This window comes from Brevibacillus sp. 1238, from assembly GCF_029892995.1.
GTDB lineage: Bacteria > Bacillota > Bacilli > Brevibacillales > Brevibacillaceae > Brevibacillus > Brevibacillus parabrevis.
Genome location: NZ_JARXWC010000004.1, coordinates 88,129 through 106,250, shown reverse-complemented (window position 1 = coordinate 106,250; position 18,122 = coordinate 88,129). Strand labels below are relative to the sequence as shown.

Annotated in this window: 15 protein-coding genes and 1 pseudogene; 9 read left to right on the top strand and 7 right to left on the bottom strand. The window is 53.0% G+C overall.

The window, feature by feature from the left end:
* The first annotated feature begins 68 nt into the window (after positions 1-68).
* Both M2298_RS11370 and M2298_RS11365 read left to right on the top strand, forming a co-directional pair.
* Entirely contained in the window at positions 69-599 is a 531-nt protein-coding gene (locus M2298_RS11370; protein WP_122964638.1) for an RNA polymerase sigma factor, read from the top strand.
* On the top strand, positions 583-1,929 hold the full coding sequence (locus M2298_RS11365) for a penicillin-binding transpeptidase domain-containing protein (protein WP_280648531.1): 1,347 nt from the start codon (positions 583-585) through the stop codon (positions 1,927-1,929). Before M2298_RS11370 ends, M2298_RS11365 begins: the two co-directional genes overlap by 17 nt.
* 117 nt (positions 1,930-2,046) lie before the next feature.
* Here M2298_RS11365 and M2298_RS11360 read toward each other — a convergent pair whose 3' ends face one another.
* A complete protein-coding gene (locus M2298_RS11360) occupies positions 2,047-3,018 on the bottom strand; it encodes a DMT family transporter (RefSeq protein ID WP_173597558.1) in 972 nt (323 codons plus the stop codon).
* 135 nt (positions 3,019-3,153) lie between these two features.
* Between M2298_RS11360 and M2298_RS11355 the strand changes: the two genes are divergently transcribed.
* The 3 genes from M2298_RS11355 (at position 3,154) to M2298_RS11345 (ending at position 6,549) form a co-directional block, all read left to right on the top strand.
* Complete coding sequence (locus tag M2298_RS11355; protein WP_173597559.1) at positions 3,154-4,008, top strand: LysR family transcriptional regulator; 855 nt, start codon at positions 3,154-3,156, stop codon at positions 4,006-4,008.
* A gap of 151 nt (positions 4,009-4,159) precedes the next feature.
* On the top strand, positions 4,160-4,939 hold the full coding sequence (locus M2298_RS11350) for a helix-turn-helix domain-containing protein (protein WP_173597629.1): 780 nt from the start codon (positions 4,160-4,162) through the stop codon (positions 4,937-4,939).
* A gap of 188 nt (positions 4,940-5,127) precedes the next feature.
* On the top strand, positions 5,128-6,549 hold the full coding sequence (locus M2298_RS11345) for an MDR family MFS transporter (RefSeq protein WP_429827474.1): 1,422 nt from the start codon (positions 5,128-5,130) through the stop codon (positions 6,547-6,549).
* Positions 6,550-6,596: 47 nt separating this feature from the next.
* On the opposite strand, the gene M2298_RS11340 is transcribed toward M2298_RS11345, so the two are convergent.
* Complete coding sequence (locus tag M2298_RS11340; RefSeq protein ID WP_173597561.1) at positions 6,597-6,947, bottom strand: hypothetical protein; 351 nt, start codon at positions 6,945-6,947, stop codon at positions 6,597-6,599.
* Positions 6,948-7,151: 204 nt separating this feature from the next.
* Here M2298_RS11340 and M2298_RS11335 point away from each other — a divergent pair, with 204 nt between their 5' ends.
* A complete protein-coding gene (locus tag M2298_RS11335; RefSeq protein ID WP_280648529.1) occupies positions 7,152-7,955 on the top strand; it encodes a hypothetical protein in 804 nt (267 codons plus the stop codon).
* A gap of 267 nt (positions 7,956-8,222) precedes the next feature.
* Positions 8,223-9,404 (top strand): MFS transporter, encoded by a 1,182-nt coding sequence (locus M2298_RS11330; protein ID WP_173597563.1) that lies wholly within the window; start codon positions 8,223-8,225, stop codon positions 9,402-9,404.
* An 8-nt stretch (positions 9,405-9,412) separates the two neighbouring features.
* Here M2298_RS11330 and M2298_RS11325 read toward each other — a convergent pair whose 3' ends face one another.
* Positions 9,413-10,393, bottom strand: coding sequence for a helix-turn-helix transcriptional regulator (locus M2298_RS11325; protein ID WP_217022273.1), 981 nt, complete (start codon positions 10,391-10,393; stop codon positions 9,413-9,415).
* 205 nt (positions 10,394-10,598) lie between these two features.
* Between M2298_RS11325 and M2298_RS11320 the strand changes: the two are divergent.
* Positions 10,599-10,817: pseudogene (locus M2298_RS11320) on the top strand (short-chain dehydrogenase); the annotation flags it as partial.
* A 137-nt stretch (positions 10,818-10,954) separates the two neighbouring features.
* Here the strand turns inward: M2298_RS11320 and M2298_RS11315 are convergent.
* The 4 genes from M2298_RS11315 to M2298_RS11300 are packed head-to-tail and all read right to left on the bottom strand — an operon-like array spanning position 10,955 to position 16,141.
* Positions 10,955-12,208, bottom strand: coding sequence for a benzoate/H(+) symporter BenE family transporter (locus M2298_RS11315; RefSeq protein WP_217022274.1), 1,254 nt, complete (start codon positions 12,206-12,208; stop codon positions 10,955-10,957).
* A 38-nt stretch (positions 12,209-12,246) separates the two neighbouring features.
* Positions 12,247-13,695 (bottom strand): sigma-54-dependent transcriptional regulator, encoded by a 1,449-nt coding sequence (locus tag M2298_RS11310; RefSeq protein ID WP_280648528.1) that lies wholly within the window; start codon positions 13,693-13,695, stop codon positions 12,247-12,249.
* Positions 13,664-14,983 (bottom strand): sensor histidine kinase, encoded by a 1,320-nt coding sequence (locus M2298_RS11305; RefSeq protein ID WP_122964647.1) that lies wholly within the window; start codon positions 14,981-14,983, stop codon positions 13,664-13,666. The genes M2298_RS11310 and M2298_RS11305 overlap by 32 nt, the downstream gene beginning before the upstream one ends.
* A gap of 9 nt (positions 14,984-14,992) precedes the next feature.
* Positions 14,993-16,141 (bottom strand): iron-containing alcohol dehydrogenase, encoded by a 1,149-nt coding sequence (locus tag M2298_RS11300; RefSeq protein ID WP_122964648.1) that lies wholly within the window; start codon positions 16,139-16,141, stop codon positions 14,993-14,995.
* A 267-nt stretch (positions 16,142-16,408) separates the two neighbouring features.
* Here M2298_RS11300 and adhP point away from each other — a divergent pair, with 267 nt between their 5' ends.
* Complete coding sequence (gene adhP, locus M2298_RS11295; protein ID WP_173597566.1) at positions 16,409-17,422, top strand: alcohol dehydrogenase AdhP; 1,014 nt, start codon at positions 16,409-16,411, stop codon at positions 17,420-17,422.
* Positions 17,423-18,122: the final 700 nt, after the last annotated feature.

Sequence of the window (18,122 nt, the reverse complement as noted above, 5' to 3'; positions counted from 1 at the left end):
CAAAAACTGTAAGCAAATCGGATTTTTTCGTCTAATCCAATACAAAGCTGTAACAAAGGAGCGAAGCAATGGAGCCGGATGACAGAATCGAGCAATGGTTTCTCCGATACGGCAACGATGTGTACCAGTATCTGGCGTATTTTACGGGAAGAAGAGATGTGGAAGATTTGGTTCAGGAAGTGTTCACGAAGGCGCTCAAGGCTTTATCCGGTTACGAGGGCAGGGCGCAACCGCGGACGTGGCTGCTGTCCATCGCGCGTCACGCAGCGATTGACCATAGCCGCAAGCAAAAAATGATCGACTGGTTCCCGGAGACGGTCCTTGGATTTCTCCGCTCCAAAGAGCGCTCGCCCGAAAATGCCTTAGTGCTGAAAGAGCAGTTGCAAGAGGTTTACCACACGATGAACCAGCTCAAAAGAACGTATCGGGAAGTTTTGATCTTGCGCCTGATCGAAGGCATATCGACGGAAGAGACAGCCGAAATTTTGGGATGGAGCGAAGCAAAAGTCAGCACCACGCTGCACCGGGCAGTCAAAGCCCTGCAAAAACGCATGTCCAATAGCGGCAAGGAGGTTCATCTGCATGACGCCATCTTTTGAAGAAAAACAGGTTAGCAGTCTGCTGCAATCTTTTCCGACGCTCAGGATGGAGGAGGAAAAGCAACGCGAGGTGATCCAGCAGCTGCGACGTGAAAAAGAGCTGCTCAAAAAGCGGAGGGGGCGTGCTGCGTATCGCTACGTCATCGGAGGCGTAGCCGCATTATTGGGCATGCTGTGGTTCGCTTCGCCGTTTTTGCCATCCCCATCCTCCCTGGCGCCTGCTCATTCAGGCGGCCAGAGCACGCAGGCAGCAAGGGCAGACGTCAACGGGCAGCCAGCAGAAGCAGGGAAAGAAGCTGCTGTGCTGACGATTGATGCGCAAATCCAGACTTCGATAGAGCAAACAATCGCGAAGACATTTGACGCTGTTCATCCGGAGCGAATGACGGTGATTGTCTCCGATCCGGGCACAGGCGAAATTTTGGCGATCGGCACCCGAAGCAAAAACGGAGCGACGGACGATGCGGAACGTTTTGCCGCCGCAGGAAAAGCGCAGCCTAATCCTGGTGCAGCCTATCAGATCGTGACACTGGCGGCAGCGATTCAAGAGGGGAAGTTCGACCCTCGGGAGATATACGAGTCCGGTACATACAAAGGGATTCCCGGCGAACCGATCAAAGATTTCAACAACGGCATCGGCTGGGGGAAGATCACGTTTCTGGAAGGATTTCTGCGCTCATCCAACGTAGCATTTGCCAAGCTCGTCCACGAACGTTTGCACGGGGATACGTTGCTGGAATACTTCGAACGGTTCGGTTTCGGACGCGAAACAGGGGTGGAGGCAGCGAACGAAGAGGCGGGGAAGCTGCCGAATATGGACGAACCGAGGCAGGCGGCATTGGCGGCAACGGGGCTGGGCGGTGCGGCAACTCCGCTTCAACAGATGGCGGCTGTGGGAGCCATCGCCAATGGCGGAAAGCTGATGCAGCCGCATCTGTACAAGCAGGCAGGTACGGACGAACACAATCGGTACATGGTTCGGCAGGTTGTCTCGGAAGAAACCGCCCGGAAAGTACGCGACATGCTGGAATCGGTGGTTGCAGGCGCGCGTGGCTCAGGAATCGGACTTGGCTTGCCGAATGTCGCGGTGGCAGCGAAGCACAGTGTAGTCGAGAAAACCGATCCGAAAGGGAATGCACTTGACGGGAAATATACCGTTTCGGTGATCGGATTTGCGCCGAGTGACCAGCCAAAAGTTTTGGTCTATGTCGAAATCGATGAACCGCAAAGCGAGTTACCTGTAGTTGGCTGGAAAAAAGTCGTAGCTCCGCCCTTTCAGGAGGTGTTGGGCAACAGCTTGCAGCATGTGCAGCAATTGCAAAAGCGATGAACAGCGACAATGACTAGCCAGCGGGTGCAATCTGAAAAAGGATTCGTGAGGAACACGGCATGCTCCCGCGAATCCTTCTTTGTTTCCGGCAAGCTCTTTTGAGGCTGGGAACGGCAATCAGACACTCGGCACCCTGGCACGGTTCGCCTTTTGCTGTTTTTTCCGATATCCGAGCTGTTTGCGCTGAAAATGGTTGTTGCGGATCAGGGCAAAAATGACGAGCAAAGTGCCGTAAAACTCGAACATGCTGATTTCATAGCCTTGCATCGCCATCAAGGCGAACGTCGTGATCGGGACGAGATTGATGAACAAGATTCCATTGAGCGGAGTAAGCCGTTTGATCCCTTCGTTCCAGCTTAACAGGGCAACCAGTCCCGGCAAAAGCACCATAAAGGCCATCTCATATTTGATCGCAACCACACTCTCCCAGCTTGGCGCGGGCATCCACTGCAACAAAATAGCGGCCGCAATCACACCAAAAGAAACGCACGTACCCAAGAGACACGTCAAGGTCGAGTAGCGCAGCGTCGACCAGCCAACGAAGCGCGCGCCGCCCATGGAGTAGACGACCCACCCGACAACGCCTGCGAAGATGAGCAGCAGCGGGAAAATTTGCTCGCTTGCCGTGATGAAAAATGCGAGGCTTCCGTTTGTGATGACCAAAAGCGCTCCGGCGAGAGCAATCGCGATGCTGGTGACGCTGTAAGCAGGCGGCAGCTTTTTCGTCTTGAGCGAGATCAGGACGATGGAGATCATCGGCATCAGCACTTCCATGATCGCCGCCGCAATCGTTCCCGTCTCTCCCATCAGCTTTTGCCCCATAAAAACACCCATGTTGTACACCGTAAAAGCCATCGTGCCGAAGAAGGTCAACGCGCCGCCGCGCCCCTCCAGACGAAAGGCGGACCGTCCTTCTTTTGCCAAAAGCAAGCCGCACAGCAGCATACTGACCAATAAATAGCGCAAAAACGCGAACGTAACCGGATCGATTTTTTGCAGGGCGATATGGGCGACAGGAAACATCGCTCCCCACGACGCGCTGGCAAGTGCGCATAACACGGTTCCTGCAAGGAGTGACTTGTTGTTCATGTGAAAACTCTTCCTTTCCATCTGAAGCATCTTCCACATCATACGGGATGAAAATCTGTTAGTATAATGATTGATAATCAAGGGATATATCATTTTCAATGATGGATACAGGAAACAGATGGGGAGAGAGCAAGGGTGGAGCTGAACGATTTAAAAATTTTTCACATGGTAGCGACACTGGGCAGCGTGAGCAAGGCCGCAGCGGAGTTGAGCTATGTGCAGTCCAATGTGACGGCCAGAATCAAGCTGTTGGAAAAAGAGCTGGGAACGCCGCTGTTTTACCGGCACAAGCGGGGAATGACATTAAATACAGAAGGACGAAGATTGCTGGAATATTCGCGCGACATTTTGACGAAGCTGGATGACATGCACCGATTTTTTCATCAAAGCTCGGAGCCTTCCGGTGTGCTGTCCATCGGGATGGTGGAGACAATCAATCGGCTGCCTGAGCTTTTGTCTGCCTATTGCAGCCGCTTTCCGCAAGTGGACTTGTCGCTTACGGCAGGCGTGACCGAGCATTTGCTGCGGATGGTTCTGGATGTGGAGCTGGACGGGGCGTTCGTCACAGGTCCGATCAGCCATCCGTTGATCGAGCAGAGGCAGGTGTTTAGCGAAGAGCTGGTGCTGGTCAGCAAAGGAAGCTCCTTCACCATGGATGACATGCCAGGGAAGGCGCTGCTTTTATACAACAAAGGTTGCGGGTTTCGCGAGAGGCTGGAGGGCTGGATGAAGCTGGAAGGGGTTATTCCCAGAAAAGTGATGGAGTTCGGGACGTATGAGACGATCATCGGAGGTGTCACAGCAGGCATCGGCATGACGATCTTGCCCAAGTCGGCGGTACGGCAGCTCGCGGAAAGCGGGCAAATCCATATGCATCCGGTGCCAAAGCCATACCGGGATGTGACGACGATGTTCATACGCCGAAAAGATGCGGCCATGACCAGCACGCTGCAATCGTTTTTGGCTGAAATCGGACGACATAGCGGGTAACGAGACCTATGGATTAAACTGATAATTTTATGTAAAATTTTGAAATTCGTCCTTTTCTATAAGAGAAAATTGTGGTAAATTTATATAGCGAACAAGCGTTCTGTTTCGATTCGTAAACGATGACAGGTGGAAGGAAGGTGGAGCTTCTGTGATTGACCGATACACCGAAATTGACGAGGTCATTTCTTATATTCATCGACATCTCGATGAGCCTCTGCCACTTTCCCGTTTGGCCAGTCATGTCGCCTACAGCCAGTATCATTTTGCGCGCATTTTCAAGGAAAGAATCGGCTTGTCACCGCTGTACTACGTATCCTCGATGCGTTTGCAAAAGGCTAAGGATCTTTTGTTGCGCACCAACATGAGCGTCCGCGATATCGGCCTGGAAATCGGGCAGCAAAGCCTCGGGACGTTTTCTACCCGGTTTACGGAAAAAGTGGGCATATCGCCAAGCGAGTTCCGCGAGTCAGCGCATCGGGCAGACGACCAACTGCGCACTTTGCAGCTGCTTTCCGACTGGAGCATGGCGAGGTCGTTTGCGGAGACGAAATTGCGGATCAGCGGGACTGTTACGGCTGCGGCTCCTTTTCACGGCGTCATTTTGATTGGCTTGTTTGCCAAGCCGATTCCGGAAGGGCTGCCCTTGTACGGGACACTTCTGCCGTCCCTTGGCGATTTTTGTTTTACGGGCGTCGCGCCTGGCACGTATTATTTGATGGCTACTTCTGTCGATTGGGGCACGCAGGCGATCGATTTTCTTTTGCCGCATTCCACGTTGCGCACCCGATCGAAAAAACCGATCATCGTCACACCGAACAATACCGTTCCACATCAGCAAGTTACCCTCTACGAGCCTCATCCCGACGACCCGCCTATTTTGATTTCCTTGCCGCTCTTGATGGATCATTTCATCAACCGGGTGGCGAAGTAACATCATAGCAATCGAAAAGAAATCATAACCTATGATTCGTGGTAGGCTAGGATAGCTACTTATTAACGTAAAGAGATGGAGTGGGAACTTTACAGCTGGATTATGAAAGGAGAAACCAAGTGAAAAATCAGCAAGAGGAAAAGCATAATGAAGGCACTTTCGGGAGCAAAAGCAACTTTCTCGTGGTCATGGTGATGATCCTGGGGGTTTTTGTTGCGATTCTCAATGAGACGCTGCTGAACGTTGCCTTGTCAAAAATCATGGATGATATCGGAATCTCTCCAAGCACAGCCCAATGGCTGGCGACTGGCTATTTGCTCGTCATTGGCGTCTTGATCCCGGTGACGGCCTTTCTCATTCAGCGGTTTACAACGAGAGCCTTGTTTTTGTCAGCGATGGGGCTGTTTACTTTGGGAACGCTGGCAGCAGCGCTTGCGCCGGGCTTCGAGCTGCTCCTGATCGGCAGGGTGCTGCAAGCTTCGGGAACGGGGCTGTTGTTCCCGCTGCTGACCAATGTCGTCTTGTCTGTCGTTGCGATTGAAAAAAGGGGATCGGCCATGGGCACGATCGGAATCGTGATCACCTTTGCCCCAGCCATTGGGCCGACGCTGTCCGGCATTATCGTCGAGCATTTCAGCTGGCGCGCCCTGTTTTACGGAGTGCTGCCGATTGCCTTGTTCGTCATCGCTTTCGCCTATTTCCGCTTGAAAAACGTAACAGAAACATCCCGTCCGCGAGTAGATGTGCTTTCCCTGCTTTTGTCCACCTGTGGGTTCGGCGGGATTGTGTTTGGTTTCAGCAGCGCCGGAGAAGGGCATGGGGGCTGGGGCAGCAATGAAGTGCTCGTTCCGATTACGATCGGGGTGATCTCCCTGATCCTGTTCATCTGGCGGCAGCTGCGTCTGGATGAGCCGCTGCTCGATTTGCGCGCTTTTACGTACAAAGTTTTTCGGATGTCCACGATTATTATGATGATCGTCATGATGGCGATGTTTTCGGCAATGATGCTGCTGCCGATTTTCCTCCAGAACGCTTTGGGCTACAGTCCGTTTCATGCGGGGCTGATCATGCTGCCGGGCGGGATCGTCATGGGGATCATGTCGCCGATTACAGGACGGCTCTTTGACCGCTTCGGGGCCAAGTGGCTGGCGCTCATCGGACTTGGGTTGGTCGGCAATACGCTGTGGCAATTTGCCTTTATTACTGTGTCTACTTCCTATCTTACGATCATGGTTTGGAACACGCTGTTGATGCTCGGCATTTCCATGCTGATGATGCCAGTCATGACCAACGCCTTGAACGAGCTGCCGCCGAAGCTGTATCCGCACGGCACAGCGATCATCAGTACGTTGCAGCAAGTAGCCGGAGCCGTCGGGACGGCGCTGCTCGTCACGATCATGACGAACGGCACGAGCAAGTATTTGGCCCAGTTCGGGGGAGCAGAAGCCGACCCAGCCCAAAAGGTGCTCGCCATGATGGCAGGAATGAAAAGCGCGTTCCTCCTGGCTTTCGCTCTGGTCGTGCTTGCCTGGATCATATCTATGTTCCTCAAGCGGGCGGTTCCGCCAAAAAAAGAAGAATGGGAAGGTCAGGGCGCATCCGCGCATTGATCGAAGGAGCAGGTCAGTCCAAACGCAGGTTTGGGCTGGCTTGTTTTTTATATAGTTTGTTCATGGCGTAATCCTTGAAATTTTAAAACAGCGGACACCAGATAACAGATGCAGGTTACCCCAAACCACACACCGATGTTTGAGTAGGTAAAGAGCATGTATAACGACAAGGGAGATGCCCAAACAAATGAGATCAAAATGACAGGGGGATTTACCAAAGAGGAGATGAGAGCAAAACAAGCAGGGAGCAAGATGAAAAAAATCATCATATACGGCATTCCTTTAATGGAACCATCACGGATCGTTGCTACGTACCACAAGTAAATGCTGAGAATGGAGCTTAAAGCCCCTAACAAGCAGCCACTCCACAAATAAAAATTTTTGTAAATCGTCTTCATAGTTTTCCCTCCTTGGAAAGAGCTTTGTAAATTCTTGTCTAGATTTATCAAATAAATTTATTGAGATTGCTTTTTAGGTGTGATAATTTGTTGATTATAATACCATATTTTACAAATATTACAAATATCACAAGCACCATACGCACTTTGTAATTTTTAACGAAGAAATGGATGTAAAGATCTATGTGAAGGGGTTATTTCACTATGAAAAAAATATTAACTACTTCTACGATATTACTTCTGTGCTTATCGACTTCTGTAGTTTTTGCTGGAGGAAAAATTGATAAAAAAACCTATCATTTATCTCCAGAATTAAGTAGTGATGTCATTTTGGAAAATGTAGAACTAACAGTTGATGAAAAGAATTCAGCCTCTAGTATTTGGATTAAAGGTAAAGCAAAGGCGGGAAATGGAGCGATTGGTTACCGATTATTAATTGATCGAGCTAAAAGAACGTATAAAACAGAGAAGTTAAGCAAACAAGAATTAGATGATGAATTGAAACGAGTAGATGAAAAATCCCAAAATGTGAGTAACAAGGATATTGATAGCTTGAACGGTGGAATAAAAGCTCTTGCTGCTAATTATTATACTGGTTGGTTTAAGATAACAACACTTGATCCAGTTAGAGTTCCGGTCAATGCAACCAAGCTTACTCTAAAGTGGAAAGAGTATGAAGATGGGACGTTAGAAGATACAAGCCATAGTATCTCTCCCTGGGCTGCAAACCCAAGTAAATTCGATACACATTGGTTTGTAGATGATTACGATGATTCCACACCAGATGCAAATACTGATAGTTCAGAAATCACTTACACAGGATGGGCTGATTACTATAATGATGATTTTGGAGATGATGAGTGGAGAACGTACGTTTCACACTCGATAAAAATGACAGCGTTGCAAAAAGATGTTGGATGTGCAGGTTGCTTTGATTATTCCTATAAAACGGATGAGTCTGGAGAGTCCAGTTCATTGCTGAATTACACAATTACTACTAGTTATTAAATTAGTAGAAGATCGTCTTAATTCCCCAAAATTATGACGGTCTTTTTATTTTGGTGCTCCAATTAGAAACAGATTCGTAAAAAACTCGACAATTTTCTCAATCCTTGAGAAACCTTCCCTTTACAACAAAACTAATGACTTTCCTCCCCATAGGAAAAACTAGCTGCAAATCGTCGAACTTTTATTTCCGGGCAGGAAAATGCGACGAGACGCGAAATGATTACAAGGCGTGCTACACGCAGATGACAAGAAAGCAGGGAATCACACATGTCAGCACCTTACAAAAAAGTGTTTTGGGCAGCCGGCTTTGGCTGGATGTTCGACGCGATGGATGTTGCCCTTTTATCATTCATTATGGTGGCGCTCAGGCAAGAGTGGGGACTGACTGCACAAGAAGCGGGCCTTCTCGGGACCGGCAATCTGGTAGGAATGGCGATCGGAGCGATCGTGGGCGGATATATGGCAGACCGGATCGGAAGAAAGCCCGTCTTCCTGCTCACACTGCTTCTGTTTGGCGCAGCGAGCTTCGCCAGTGCGTTTGCCACAGGCTTTTTCACCATGCTGCTGTTCCGCTTCCTGATGGGACTCGGACTTGGCGCCGAGCTGCCTGTTGCTTCCACGCTGGTCAACGAGTTTGCTCCTGCGGAAAAACGGGGGAGCACCGTTGTTTTGCTGGAAAGCTTTTGGGCGGTCGGCTGGATTGCGGCGGCGGTCATATCGTATTTCATCATCCCGGATTACGGCTGGAGAGTCGCGGTCATCATCGGGGCACTGCCAATTGTGTACGCCTGGTACGCGAGACGCACGATCCCTGAATCGCCCCAGTTCCAGCAACGCCAGGAGCAAGTACCTGTGCAAAAGCTGCTGACCTCGCATCAGCGGGAGACGATCGCTTTGTGGGCTGTCTGGTTTGCCATTGCCTTCTCGTATTACGGCATGTTCCTGTGGATGCCGTCTGTGCTGGTAGACAAAGGCTTCACCATGATCAAAAGCTTCCAGTACGTCCTGATCATGACTTTGGCGCAACTGCCCGGCTATTTTGCCGCCGCCTATCTCGTGGAAAATTGGGGCCGCAAAAAGACGCTGGCCAGCTTTTTGTTCATGACAGCGATCATGGCGTTCGCTTTCGGACAAAGCAGCGGGACGACGGAATTGCTGGTAACGGGTGCCCTTTTGTCCTTCTTCAACCTGGGAGCGTGGGGGGCGCTGTACGCGTACACCCCGGAAAACTACCCGACGCCGCTTCGCGCCACAGGCGCAGGCGTTGCTTCCGGCATCGGACGAATCGGCAGCATCATTGCCCCGTATCTCGTCGGCTATTATTCATCCTTGCATTACAGCTACACGTTTATTTTTAGCATTTTTACAATCGTCTTGTTCATTGGTACGGCGATTTTGCTGATTTATGGCAAAGAAACAAGAGTAGCAAGTGCGGCGCGCGCCAATTGATGACAGCTTCACTGGGCTGCATCTGGTGTGCTGCGAGTTGCGTTTTCGTACAGGTGCAGGATACTGCGAGCGCGGGAGATGACTTCCGCTCGCAGCTCCGCAGGTTCCCGCACCTCGATGAGCGAGGCGTAGCCAAGCACTAGCGCACAGGCGGAATCCAGCGTATGAAATTCAACCTCGGCCTCGATCCAACCGCTTTTGGCGGCATGGGTGGAGGCTATTTTCATGTAGCGCTCCTGTTTGAGCCGGGGCCACGCCTCTTCGCGAAAGCGGATGACTGCCGGATAGCGGGGGAGGCTCGCCTTGAACTGTGTCGTCGACTCCTCCCAATAGCTGGCGAGGTCAAAGTTTTCCGGCCGGACAAAAGCTTCTTCCAGCACGCGAGCTTCCGTGAACCGGGAGATGCGGTATGTGCGCAAGTCCGCATCGATCTGCGCGACCAAATACCAGGTGCTCCTTTTGGCGACAAGTCCAAGCGGAAGCAGCGTCCGCTCGACAAGCGCATCTTCGCGCTGGTAGCGAACCCAAAGCTTGCGGCTGAGCCAGACGGCGTCCTGAATGGTGGCGAGCAAAGGGAACGTTTCATCTGATTCATGCCAGCCCGCTCCATCGATATGCAGGCGCTCACGTACTTGCCAGGCATCCTGCTGAACAGGTTGCGGCAAGGCGGACAGCAGCTTCCAAAAAGCACGCTCGTACCCTTCGGCCAGACCGAGGTCGTTCAGCACGCGGGAAGGTGAGGAAAGCATGAGCGATTGCAGCTCATCGATTTTCAATCCGGTCAGACTGGTGCGATAGCCTTCCGCGAGAACCCAGCCGCCAGCCGAGCCGCGTTCCGCGTAGACGGGCACTCCAGACGCGCTCAAAGCTTCCATGTCCCGATGAATCGTCCGTTCAGACACCTCCAGCTTCTCGGCTAATTGTCTGGTGGTCATCCGCCCGCAGTTTTGCAGATGCAGCAAGATCGAGAGCAGCCGATCAGCACGCATAGAAAATCCCTCCTGAAAAACGACTTCGTAGTAGCTTCATTTTATCTTATCCAATATGACAGATGGTGTCATATTGGTGAGGTTACACTGTTCCTATCAACCAAAACCAATCAGTCATGTCCGTTTGGCTGACGGCAAGCGATCTAGCTCTTTTGACGCAGCGCACAGCGTGAATGGCTGGTTCGCACAAAAAGGAGGCGCATGTATGACAGGGAAAGCATTGCAGGGAAAAGTAGCAGTCGTGGCGGGAGGAACGAGAGGGGCGGGGCGAGGAATCGCCATCGGGCTTGGGGAAGCCGGGGCGACCGTCTACGTGACAGGCCGAAGCGTGCGCGGACAGCCATCCGACATGGTTCGTCCAGAAACAATCGAGGAGACAGCCGAGCTGGTAACGGCAAGTGGCGGAGTCGGGATTGCTGTCCAAACAGGGCAATTTAGCTGACGCCAAACAACAACGGAAAGCATTGATTGATCAACGTTTTTGAAAGGAAAAAGGGGCGTCTCCGAGTCGAAACACCGACTTTGGAGACAGCCCCTTTTGCATCTCGTATAGCGATTTCCCTAAGCGAGCGGCTGTGTATTTTTTTTGCGAGTCAACCAGTTGCGGACGTTTCCGTTCAAAATCAGATTGGTGACGACGCCTGCGATCAGCCCCCAGAACGCGGCACCGATTCCGCCGATCGAAATGCCGGAAATCGTCACGAGGAAGGTGACCAGAGCGGCTTCCCGTTCCTTCATATCGCTCATCGCTTGGGCGAGGCTGGAGCTAAGCGAAGCGAACAGGGCCAGGCCAGCGATGACGGCGATCAGTTCCTTGGGCAAGCCGAAAAAGACAGACGTAATCGTGGCGCCAAACATGCCGAACACGAGATAAAAGGCACCGCAGGCGATTCCGGCGATATAGCGCTTGGAACGATCCTGGTGCGCTTCTTTTCCAGTGCAGATGGCTGCGGTAATCGCCGCCAGGTTAATTCCGTGCGAGCCGAACGGAGCCAGGAGCAGCGAGGCAATCCCGGTCGTCGCCACGAGCGGACTGGCAGGCGTGTCGTAGCCGTCTGCTTTCAGCACGCCGATTCCCGGCGCGTTTTGCGAAGCCATCGTGACGATGCACAGGGGAATCCCCAGCCCGACAATCGCATCGAGCGAAAAGCTTGGCATCGTAAACACAGGGTTCACCAATGTCATTTGCACAGAATCAAGCTGCAATCGCCCCATGCCAAAAGCGATGGCAAGTCCGACCAAAAGCGTCAGCACGACGGCGTAGCGCGGAAACAACCGCTTGGCGAACAGGTAGCAGAAGATCATCGGCAAGGCAAGCGCAGGCAAATGCTGCATCGAGACGAACACTTCGACGCCAAAAGCCAACAAAATCCCGGCGAGCATCGCGGTCGTGATCGACTGCGGCACGTATTTCATCAGGATGGAAAACAGGCCGGAGACGCCGAGCAGCGTGATGACGGCTGCGGAAAACAGATACGCGCCAATCGCGTCGCTGTAAGGATAGGTGGTCAGGCTGGATACCAAGAGGACGGCACCTGGCGTCGACCAGGCGGTAATGACTGGCGTCTTGAACCAGATGCTTAAAATAATCGCCGTCAAGCCGCTGCCGATGGAGATCGCCCAAATCCAGGAGGAAAGCTCTGCTTCGCTGAGTCCCGCGCTCTGCGCCGCCTGAAAGACGATCAGGAGCGGGCCGGCATAAGACACGATGGTGGCGATCAGGCCGACGACGACGGCCGAGATGGAAAAATCGCCAGGAATGCTTTTGAGATGCGAAATCGACCAGTGCTGTTGTTTTTGGGGTACCACAATCATTGCCTCCTACAGGGGATTAGCGCAGCGCAGGCGAGGCATTACCCCTTTTCGTTGAGAATGTAGCGGATCGTCCGCTTGGTGATGTTCAGCTTCTTGCTCAGAAGCTGCCTGTCTCCCTTTGTTTCGCTCAATCCTTTTTCGATGATCGCCCGTCCGACTTCCCCTTCCAACAGCTTGATTCTTTTTTGCAAGTAATCGAAATCGACGCCTTCGATGGAAGGGAGTACGCGGGTGAGCGATTCTACAAACCGCTCGCACTCCCGCTCAATCGCTTGCTCGACGCTGCTCGGTTCGGGGTGGGATTGACCTGGCAGCTTCGTTTGCAGCGTCTTTTGCCGCAACTGGGCAGGCAGGTGCTCGGCGCGCAGTTTTTCGCATTCGTGCAGGGCGATCGTTTGATTCAGGACATTCAGGAGCTGTCTGACATTGCCAGGCCAGTCATAGCGTTGCAAAAGCTCCATGGCATCAGGCTCGATCTCGCATGGAGCGCCGCTGCGCTTTTGCAAGTAGGAATGCGCGATTGCCGGGATGTCGCCAGCACGCTCCCGCAGGGGAGGAATTGCCAGCTTGATTCCTTCGAGACGATACAGCAGGTCGCTGCGGAAACGGTTCATCTCGACCTCGTGCTCCAGGTTGCGGTTCGTGGCGGAGATGAAGCGAATATTGCTCTGACCGACCTGTTCGCCCCCGACCCGCATAAATTCTCCCGTTTCCAGCGTGCGCAGCAGCTTGACCTGGATCGACAGCGGGGCTTCGCCAATCTCGTCGAGAAACAGCGTGCCGTTGTGAGCAAGCTCAAACAACCCTTTTCGCGATTTGACCGCTCCGGTAAACGCGCCTTTTTCGTACCCGAACAGTTCGCTTTCCAGCAACGATTCCGGGACGGCACCGCAGTTGAACGCGACGAAAGGCTGCTGGGCGCGGTTGCTCGCTCCGTGGAGAAAACGGGCCATCAGCTCCTTGCCTGTTCCGGTCTCTCCTTCTATCAAGATGTGGATCGCCTTTTTTGCTAATTTTTTGGCAATGGCGATCATTTTGCTCATCGGGCTTTCTGCTGAATACACGATACCATATTGCGCGGCTTCTTGGGATAGGTCATCTTTTTGGTTCGCCGAAGCAGAGAGGACAGAATCAATGATGTGTTCCAGACTGTCCAGATTGTCGAACGGCTTTTCCAAATAGTCTTTGGCCCCCCACTGCATCGCTGTGACGGCCGACTTGATGGTGCTGTAGCCAGTCATGATCAACACTTCGCACGCGGGAAAAACGGCTTTGATCTTGCGCAGCAGCTCCAGCCCGTCCGCGTCAGGCAGCTTGAGATCGACGAGAGCAGCCTGAAAGCCGCGGGAATCGTTTTGCAAAAGCCATTGGACGTCCTTGCCCGTGTTGGCGACGACTACCTCGCAATTTTTGCGCCGGAGAAAATAGGTGAAAAACGTAGTGACCTCCGTCTCATCATCCACAATCAATATCCGTTTCTGCTCCATGATGTTGATGTTCCTCCTCTTTGATCAGCAGTGGCAAAAGCAGCGTAAATTCGCTGTAGCGATTTTCTTCGCTTTGCGCATACAGCTTGCCGCCGTGCGCTTCGGCGATGCCAAGGCTGACGGACAAGCCCAGCCCTGTCCCTTTTGTCCGTTCTTTGGTCGAGAAAAAAGGCTGGAAAATTTGTGAGAGCTGTTCGGCTGGAATGCCCGTCCCGTTGTCGTAAACGGACAAGCCTGCGTAGCGGACGCCGTCTTCTTCGACGGGAAAGGAACGGATGAGAATCCGCGGCGCTTCCTGCTCGGACAAGGCATCCCTGGCGTTCAAGAGCAAGTTGATGACGACTTGCTCGATCTGATGGCGGCTGCCGTGAAACAGCAGGCTCGGCTCGTTCATTTCCCGGGTTATGGTCAGGCCGCAGACAGACAGCTGGTAGCCGATCAGCCCGAGCACATCCTCCACGACTTCGTCAATGGAGACAGTCTCAAACAAATACTCCTCTTGCCGGGAGAAGGTCAGCAGGTTTTGAATAATTTTTTTGCAGCGGACGCCGCACTGATAAATGTCGCGCATGAGCGGCGCGGTCGGAGCATCGGCTGTTTCGCGCAAAAGCAGTTGGGAATTGCCGAGAATCGCGGTCAGCGGACTGTTCAGCTCGTGGGCGATTCCAGCGGCCATTTCCCCGATGGCAGCCATTTTTGCCGACTGGATCAGTTGGGCCTCGATCTTGATTTTTTCGTTCACGTCCTGAAACAGCAGACTGTTTTCCACGATGACGCCTACGTGCCGGGCAACGAGCTGGATCAACTCGGCTTCTTCGGGATCGGCTGGGCGCTGTTCCTCTCGCAAAAGCGTCAAGTAGCCGAAAGTCTGGTTCAATGGATTGCGCAGCGACACCGAAGTCGCATAGTGCTGCGGCAACGTTTGCGCCAGCTTGTGATGAAGCTGCTCGGGAAAGTTTGCCGTGTCAGGGCAGTGCGGATGAGTCAACGTGTGGCACTGCCAGTCCGTGTCTGTCCGCATGCACAAGTACGACGTCGGCGTGCCTCCTTTGACAATCGTCAACGTAAAGTGCTCGAAGGCGAGAATTTGCGATAGCTGCTGGGCTATGTAGCTGCTCGTTTGCTGCCAGGTTGCGTCGATCTGGATGTGCGTCAGTTGGTTGATGACCGCGAGCTGGCGGTTTTTCTTTTTCATTTCTTCGACGAGATAGACAAGCTCGCTGTAGTAGCTTTTTCGCGAGGAAGATATTCCGGTGAGCTTTTCGAGTATCTCCTGTTTGCTTTGCATGGCGGCCTCCTATAGAGCTTGGCGAAAGAGAGAAGCGACGTCTTGGACGCTCATGTCGCGCGGATTGGTTGTCATGCACACATCGAGCAAGGCGAGTGAGCTGAGCAGTTCGATCTGGTCAGGGTGCAGCCCGATGGCAGACAGCGATTGCGGCACGTCCAGGTCTTTTGCCAGATTCGTCACGGCTTTCATGGCGAGACGAGAGGCGTCGTGCGTGCTCAGACCCGAAGTGTTTTCGCCCAGACATTCGGCGATTTGCCTGTATTTTTCGGGAGCGGCGATATAGTTGTATTCGAGAACGTGCGGCAGCAGGATGGCGTTTACTTCCCCGTGCGGGGCGTCGAGGAAGCCGCCCAGTTGATGGGACATGGCGTGGACGGCTCCGAGTATGGCGTTGGAAAAAGCGATTCCGGCCTGCAAGCTCGCCATTGCCATCGCTTGCTTGGCGGAGGCGTTGTACTGGCTGGCGGCGGATGGACGCAGATGTTCGGCGATCAGGCGCATGGCTTGCAAGGAGTGAACCTCGGTAAGCGGCGTCGCAGCGAGCGAAATATACGACTCGATGGCATGGGTCAGGACATCCATGCCTGTATTGGCAGTGAGTTGTCGGTCTTTGGTCATCAAGGTTTGCGGATCGATGATGGCGATATCCGGGATGAGCGATTTGGAGATGATCGCCATTTTTACTTTGCGCGCGCTGTCTACGATAATCGAAAACTGCGAGACTTCGGAGCCGGAGCCAGCCGTAGTCGGCACCATGACCATCGGCGGGAGCGGATGCTGAATCTGATCGACTCCTTCATACTGCACAATGCTTCCTTCGTTGGTGGCGAGCAGGGCGATGGCTTTGGCTGCGTCGATCGCGCTGCCGCCGCCGACTCCGAGAATCGCGTTGCACTCGGCAGCACGGTACGCCGCGATTCCGGCGTGAATCTCGTAATCTTTTGGATTGGCCGTCACGTTGGTCCACAAATGATAGTCGAGCTTTTGCTGCTGCAAGTAGTGGATGATTCGCTCGGCCCAGCCTGCGCTTACGACACCGGGATCGCTGACGAGAAAAACGCGGGATGCTCCCAGACGGCGAAGGCTTTCCCCGACTTGGCCGATGGATTGGTTGCCGAAGATGATCTCCGGTGTCATAAATTTGGATATTTGCATGCTGCTTACCCCCTTTTTCCCTATGTAGTTAATACCGCAGACAGGGTCGAATCCCTTTTTTGGCCAAAAGCTTGGCTCGCGTGCCGTTTTTTTGGCTGATGGGCCGAAAAATCGGCCAGTCCGAAGGCGAGACAAGGCGAAAAAGCGCGAAAGATAAAGCGCTTACAATTTGGCATGCTGCTTGCAAATATATAGGAGCGAAAATACATAAACGCTCATTCGGCACACAAACAGGTGCCCGTGGGGGAAAAGAGGAGGAAGGTCGAGATGAAAGCAGCAGTGGTCAACGAGTTCCATCAAAAGCTGGAGGTAAAGGAAGTAGCGGTTCCAGAGGTGGGTTACGGGGAAGTGTTGGTCAAAATCAAGACGTGCGGCGTTTGCCATACAGATTTGCATGCAGCGCATGGAGACTGGCCGGTCAAGCCGAAGCTGCCTTTGATTCCGGGCCATGAAGGGGTAGGGGTCGTGGAAAAGCTGGGCGAAGGCGTCACTTCCTTGAAGCTGGGCGACCGGGTAGGCATCCCGTGGCTGTTCTCCGCGTGCGGCGAGTGCGACTATTGCCTCACGGGTTGGGAGACTTTGTGCCAGAAGCAATTGAATGGCGGTTATTCCGCAGACGGAGCTTACGCGGAGTATTGCGTGGCGCCAGCGGCTTATGTGGCGCGTATCCCGGCTGAACTGGGAGACGTGGAGGCTGCTCCGATCTTGTGCGCGGGCGTGACTACTTACAAAGCGCTGAAGGTCGCCAATGTGAAGCCGGGCGACTGGGTGGCAATTTTCGGGATCGGCGGACTGGGCCACGTAGCCCTGCAATATGCGAAAGCAATGGGGTACAACGTCGTCGCGGTAGACATTCACAACGAGAAGCTCGAACTGGCAAAAGAATTGGGGGCTGACGTGACGGTCAACAGCAGCGAGGTCGATCCTGTGGCGGCGATTACCGAGCAGGTCGGTGGCGTGCACGGAGCGATTAGTGTGGCTGTAACGAAAAAAGCGTTTGAGCAGGCGTACAAATCGGTTCGCCGCGGCGGCTCGCTCGTGGTGGTTGGATTGCCGAATGCCGAGCTGCCTATCCCGATTTTCGATACGGTGCTCAACGGTGTAACGGTCAAAGGCTCGATCGTAGGAACGCGCAAAGACATGCAGGAAGCACTCGACTTCGCGGCTCGCGGCAAGGTTCGCGCGATCATCGAGACACAGCCGCTGGATAAAATCAACGAGGTGCTGGAACGGATGGAAAAAGGCCAAATTAACGGCCGCGTCGTGTTGACGATGGAGTAATGATCGTTTTAGGGAAAAGACAACTGCTGCCTGGTGGTCGCTTGGAGACTGCTGGGTGGCCGTTTTTTTGAATGGGGAGGAAATGGGCGGGGGTCACTGTTTTCTCGGTCAATGGTAAGCTTTGGTCGGATATTGTTTTTTGGAGGTTGCTCAAGGGGGGGGGAATCCAGGGCAGGAAGTGAGCAAGCTTTCCCCGAACTGGTGGCATGAAGCAATCGTCTTCAAGAAGAATCTTAATCATTGTTTCTATGTCTTTTTTTGAAACCCTCCATCACCCCTTAACCAGCCTCGCCACGCCTGAAGTACCGATGAAGCAAACTGCAAATCGCTACCCAAGCCAACTTTTATGTATTCAGCCTTTAGCATTTTCTTTAAAACTCGCGCCGACCACACCCAGCCCCTGACGAGGAAAGAGACGAATCCGCGAAAGCTCTTTGGATACCGACCGAGGTTCCGAGGAAAAAGCGAAACACGGTTTTAAGCGTCAACGTGAATCTGCATCTGTGAGCGAGCTGCTTTTGACGCGGTTTCGCTTTTTCCCCGGAGCCGTGCAGTCTAAGCCCACAGGGGGTATCCCAAGAAGCTACAGCGATTCGTCTCTTTCCTCGCTTCACCTGAAGTACCGATGACGCAATCTACAAAGCATTACCCCAAGCAAGCTTTTTGCATTGGCATTTTTTTGAAACTCCCGATGACGCAA

Bases quoted from the DNA above. Each gene is read 5' to 3' on its own strand.
- M2298_RS11345 (WP_429827474.1), top strand. From the start codon at position 5,128: ATGGTGATGATCCTGGGGGTTTTTGTTGCGATTCTCAATGAGACGCTG.
- M2298_RS11310 (WP_280648528.1), bottom strand. From the start codon at position 13,695: ATGGAGCAGAAACGGATATTGATTGTGGATGATGAGACGGAGGTCACT.
- M2298_RS11300 (WP_122964648.1), bottom strand. From the start codon at position 16,141: ATGCAAATATCCAAATTTATGACACCGGAGATCATCTTCGGCAACCAA.
- M2298_RS11335 (WP_280648529.1), top strand. From the start codon at position 7,152: ATGAAAAAAATATTAACTACTTCTACGATATTACTTCTGTGCTTATCG.
- M2298_RS11325 (WP_217022273.1), bottom strand. From the start codon at position 10,393: ATGCGTGCTGATCGGCTGCTCTCGATCTTGCTGCATCTGCAAAACTGC.
- adhP (WP_173597566.1), top strand. From the start codon at position 16,409: ATGAAAGCAGCAGTGGTCAACGAGTTCCATCAAAAGCTGGAGGTAAAG.
- M2298_RS11315 (WP_217022274.1), bottom strand. From the start codon at position 12,208: ATGATTGTGGTACCCCAAAAACAACAGCACTGGTCGATTTCGCATCTC.
- M2298_RS11365 (WP_280648531.1), top strand. From the start codon at position 583: ATGACGCCATCTTTTGAAGAAAAACAGGTTAGCAGTCTGCTGCAATCT.
- M2298_RS11370 (WP_122964638.1), top strand. From the start codon at position 69: ATGGAGCCGGATGACAGAATCGAGCAATGGTTTCTCCGATACGGCAAC.
- M2298_RS11340 (WP_173597561.1), bottom strand. From the start codon at position 6,947: ATGAAGACGATTTACAAAAATTTTTATTTGTGGAGTGGCTGCTTGTTA.
- M2298_RS11305 (WP_122964647.1), bottom strand. From the start codon at position 14,983: ATGCAAAGCAAACAGGAGATACTCGAAAAGCTCACCGGAATATCTTCC.
- M2298_RS11330 (WP_173597563.1), top strand. From the start codon at position 8,223: ATGTCAGCACCTTACAAAAAAGTGTTTTGGGCAGCCGGCTTTGGCTGG.
- M2298_RS11360 (WP_173597558.1), bottom strand. From the start codon at position 3,018: ATGAACAACAAGTCACTCCTTGCAGGAACCGTGTTATGCGCACTTGCC.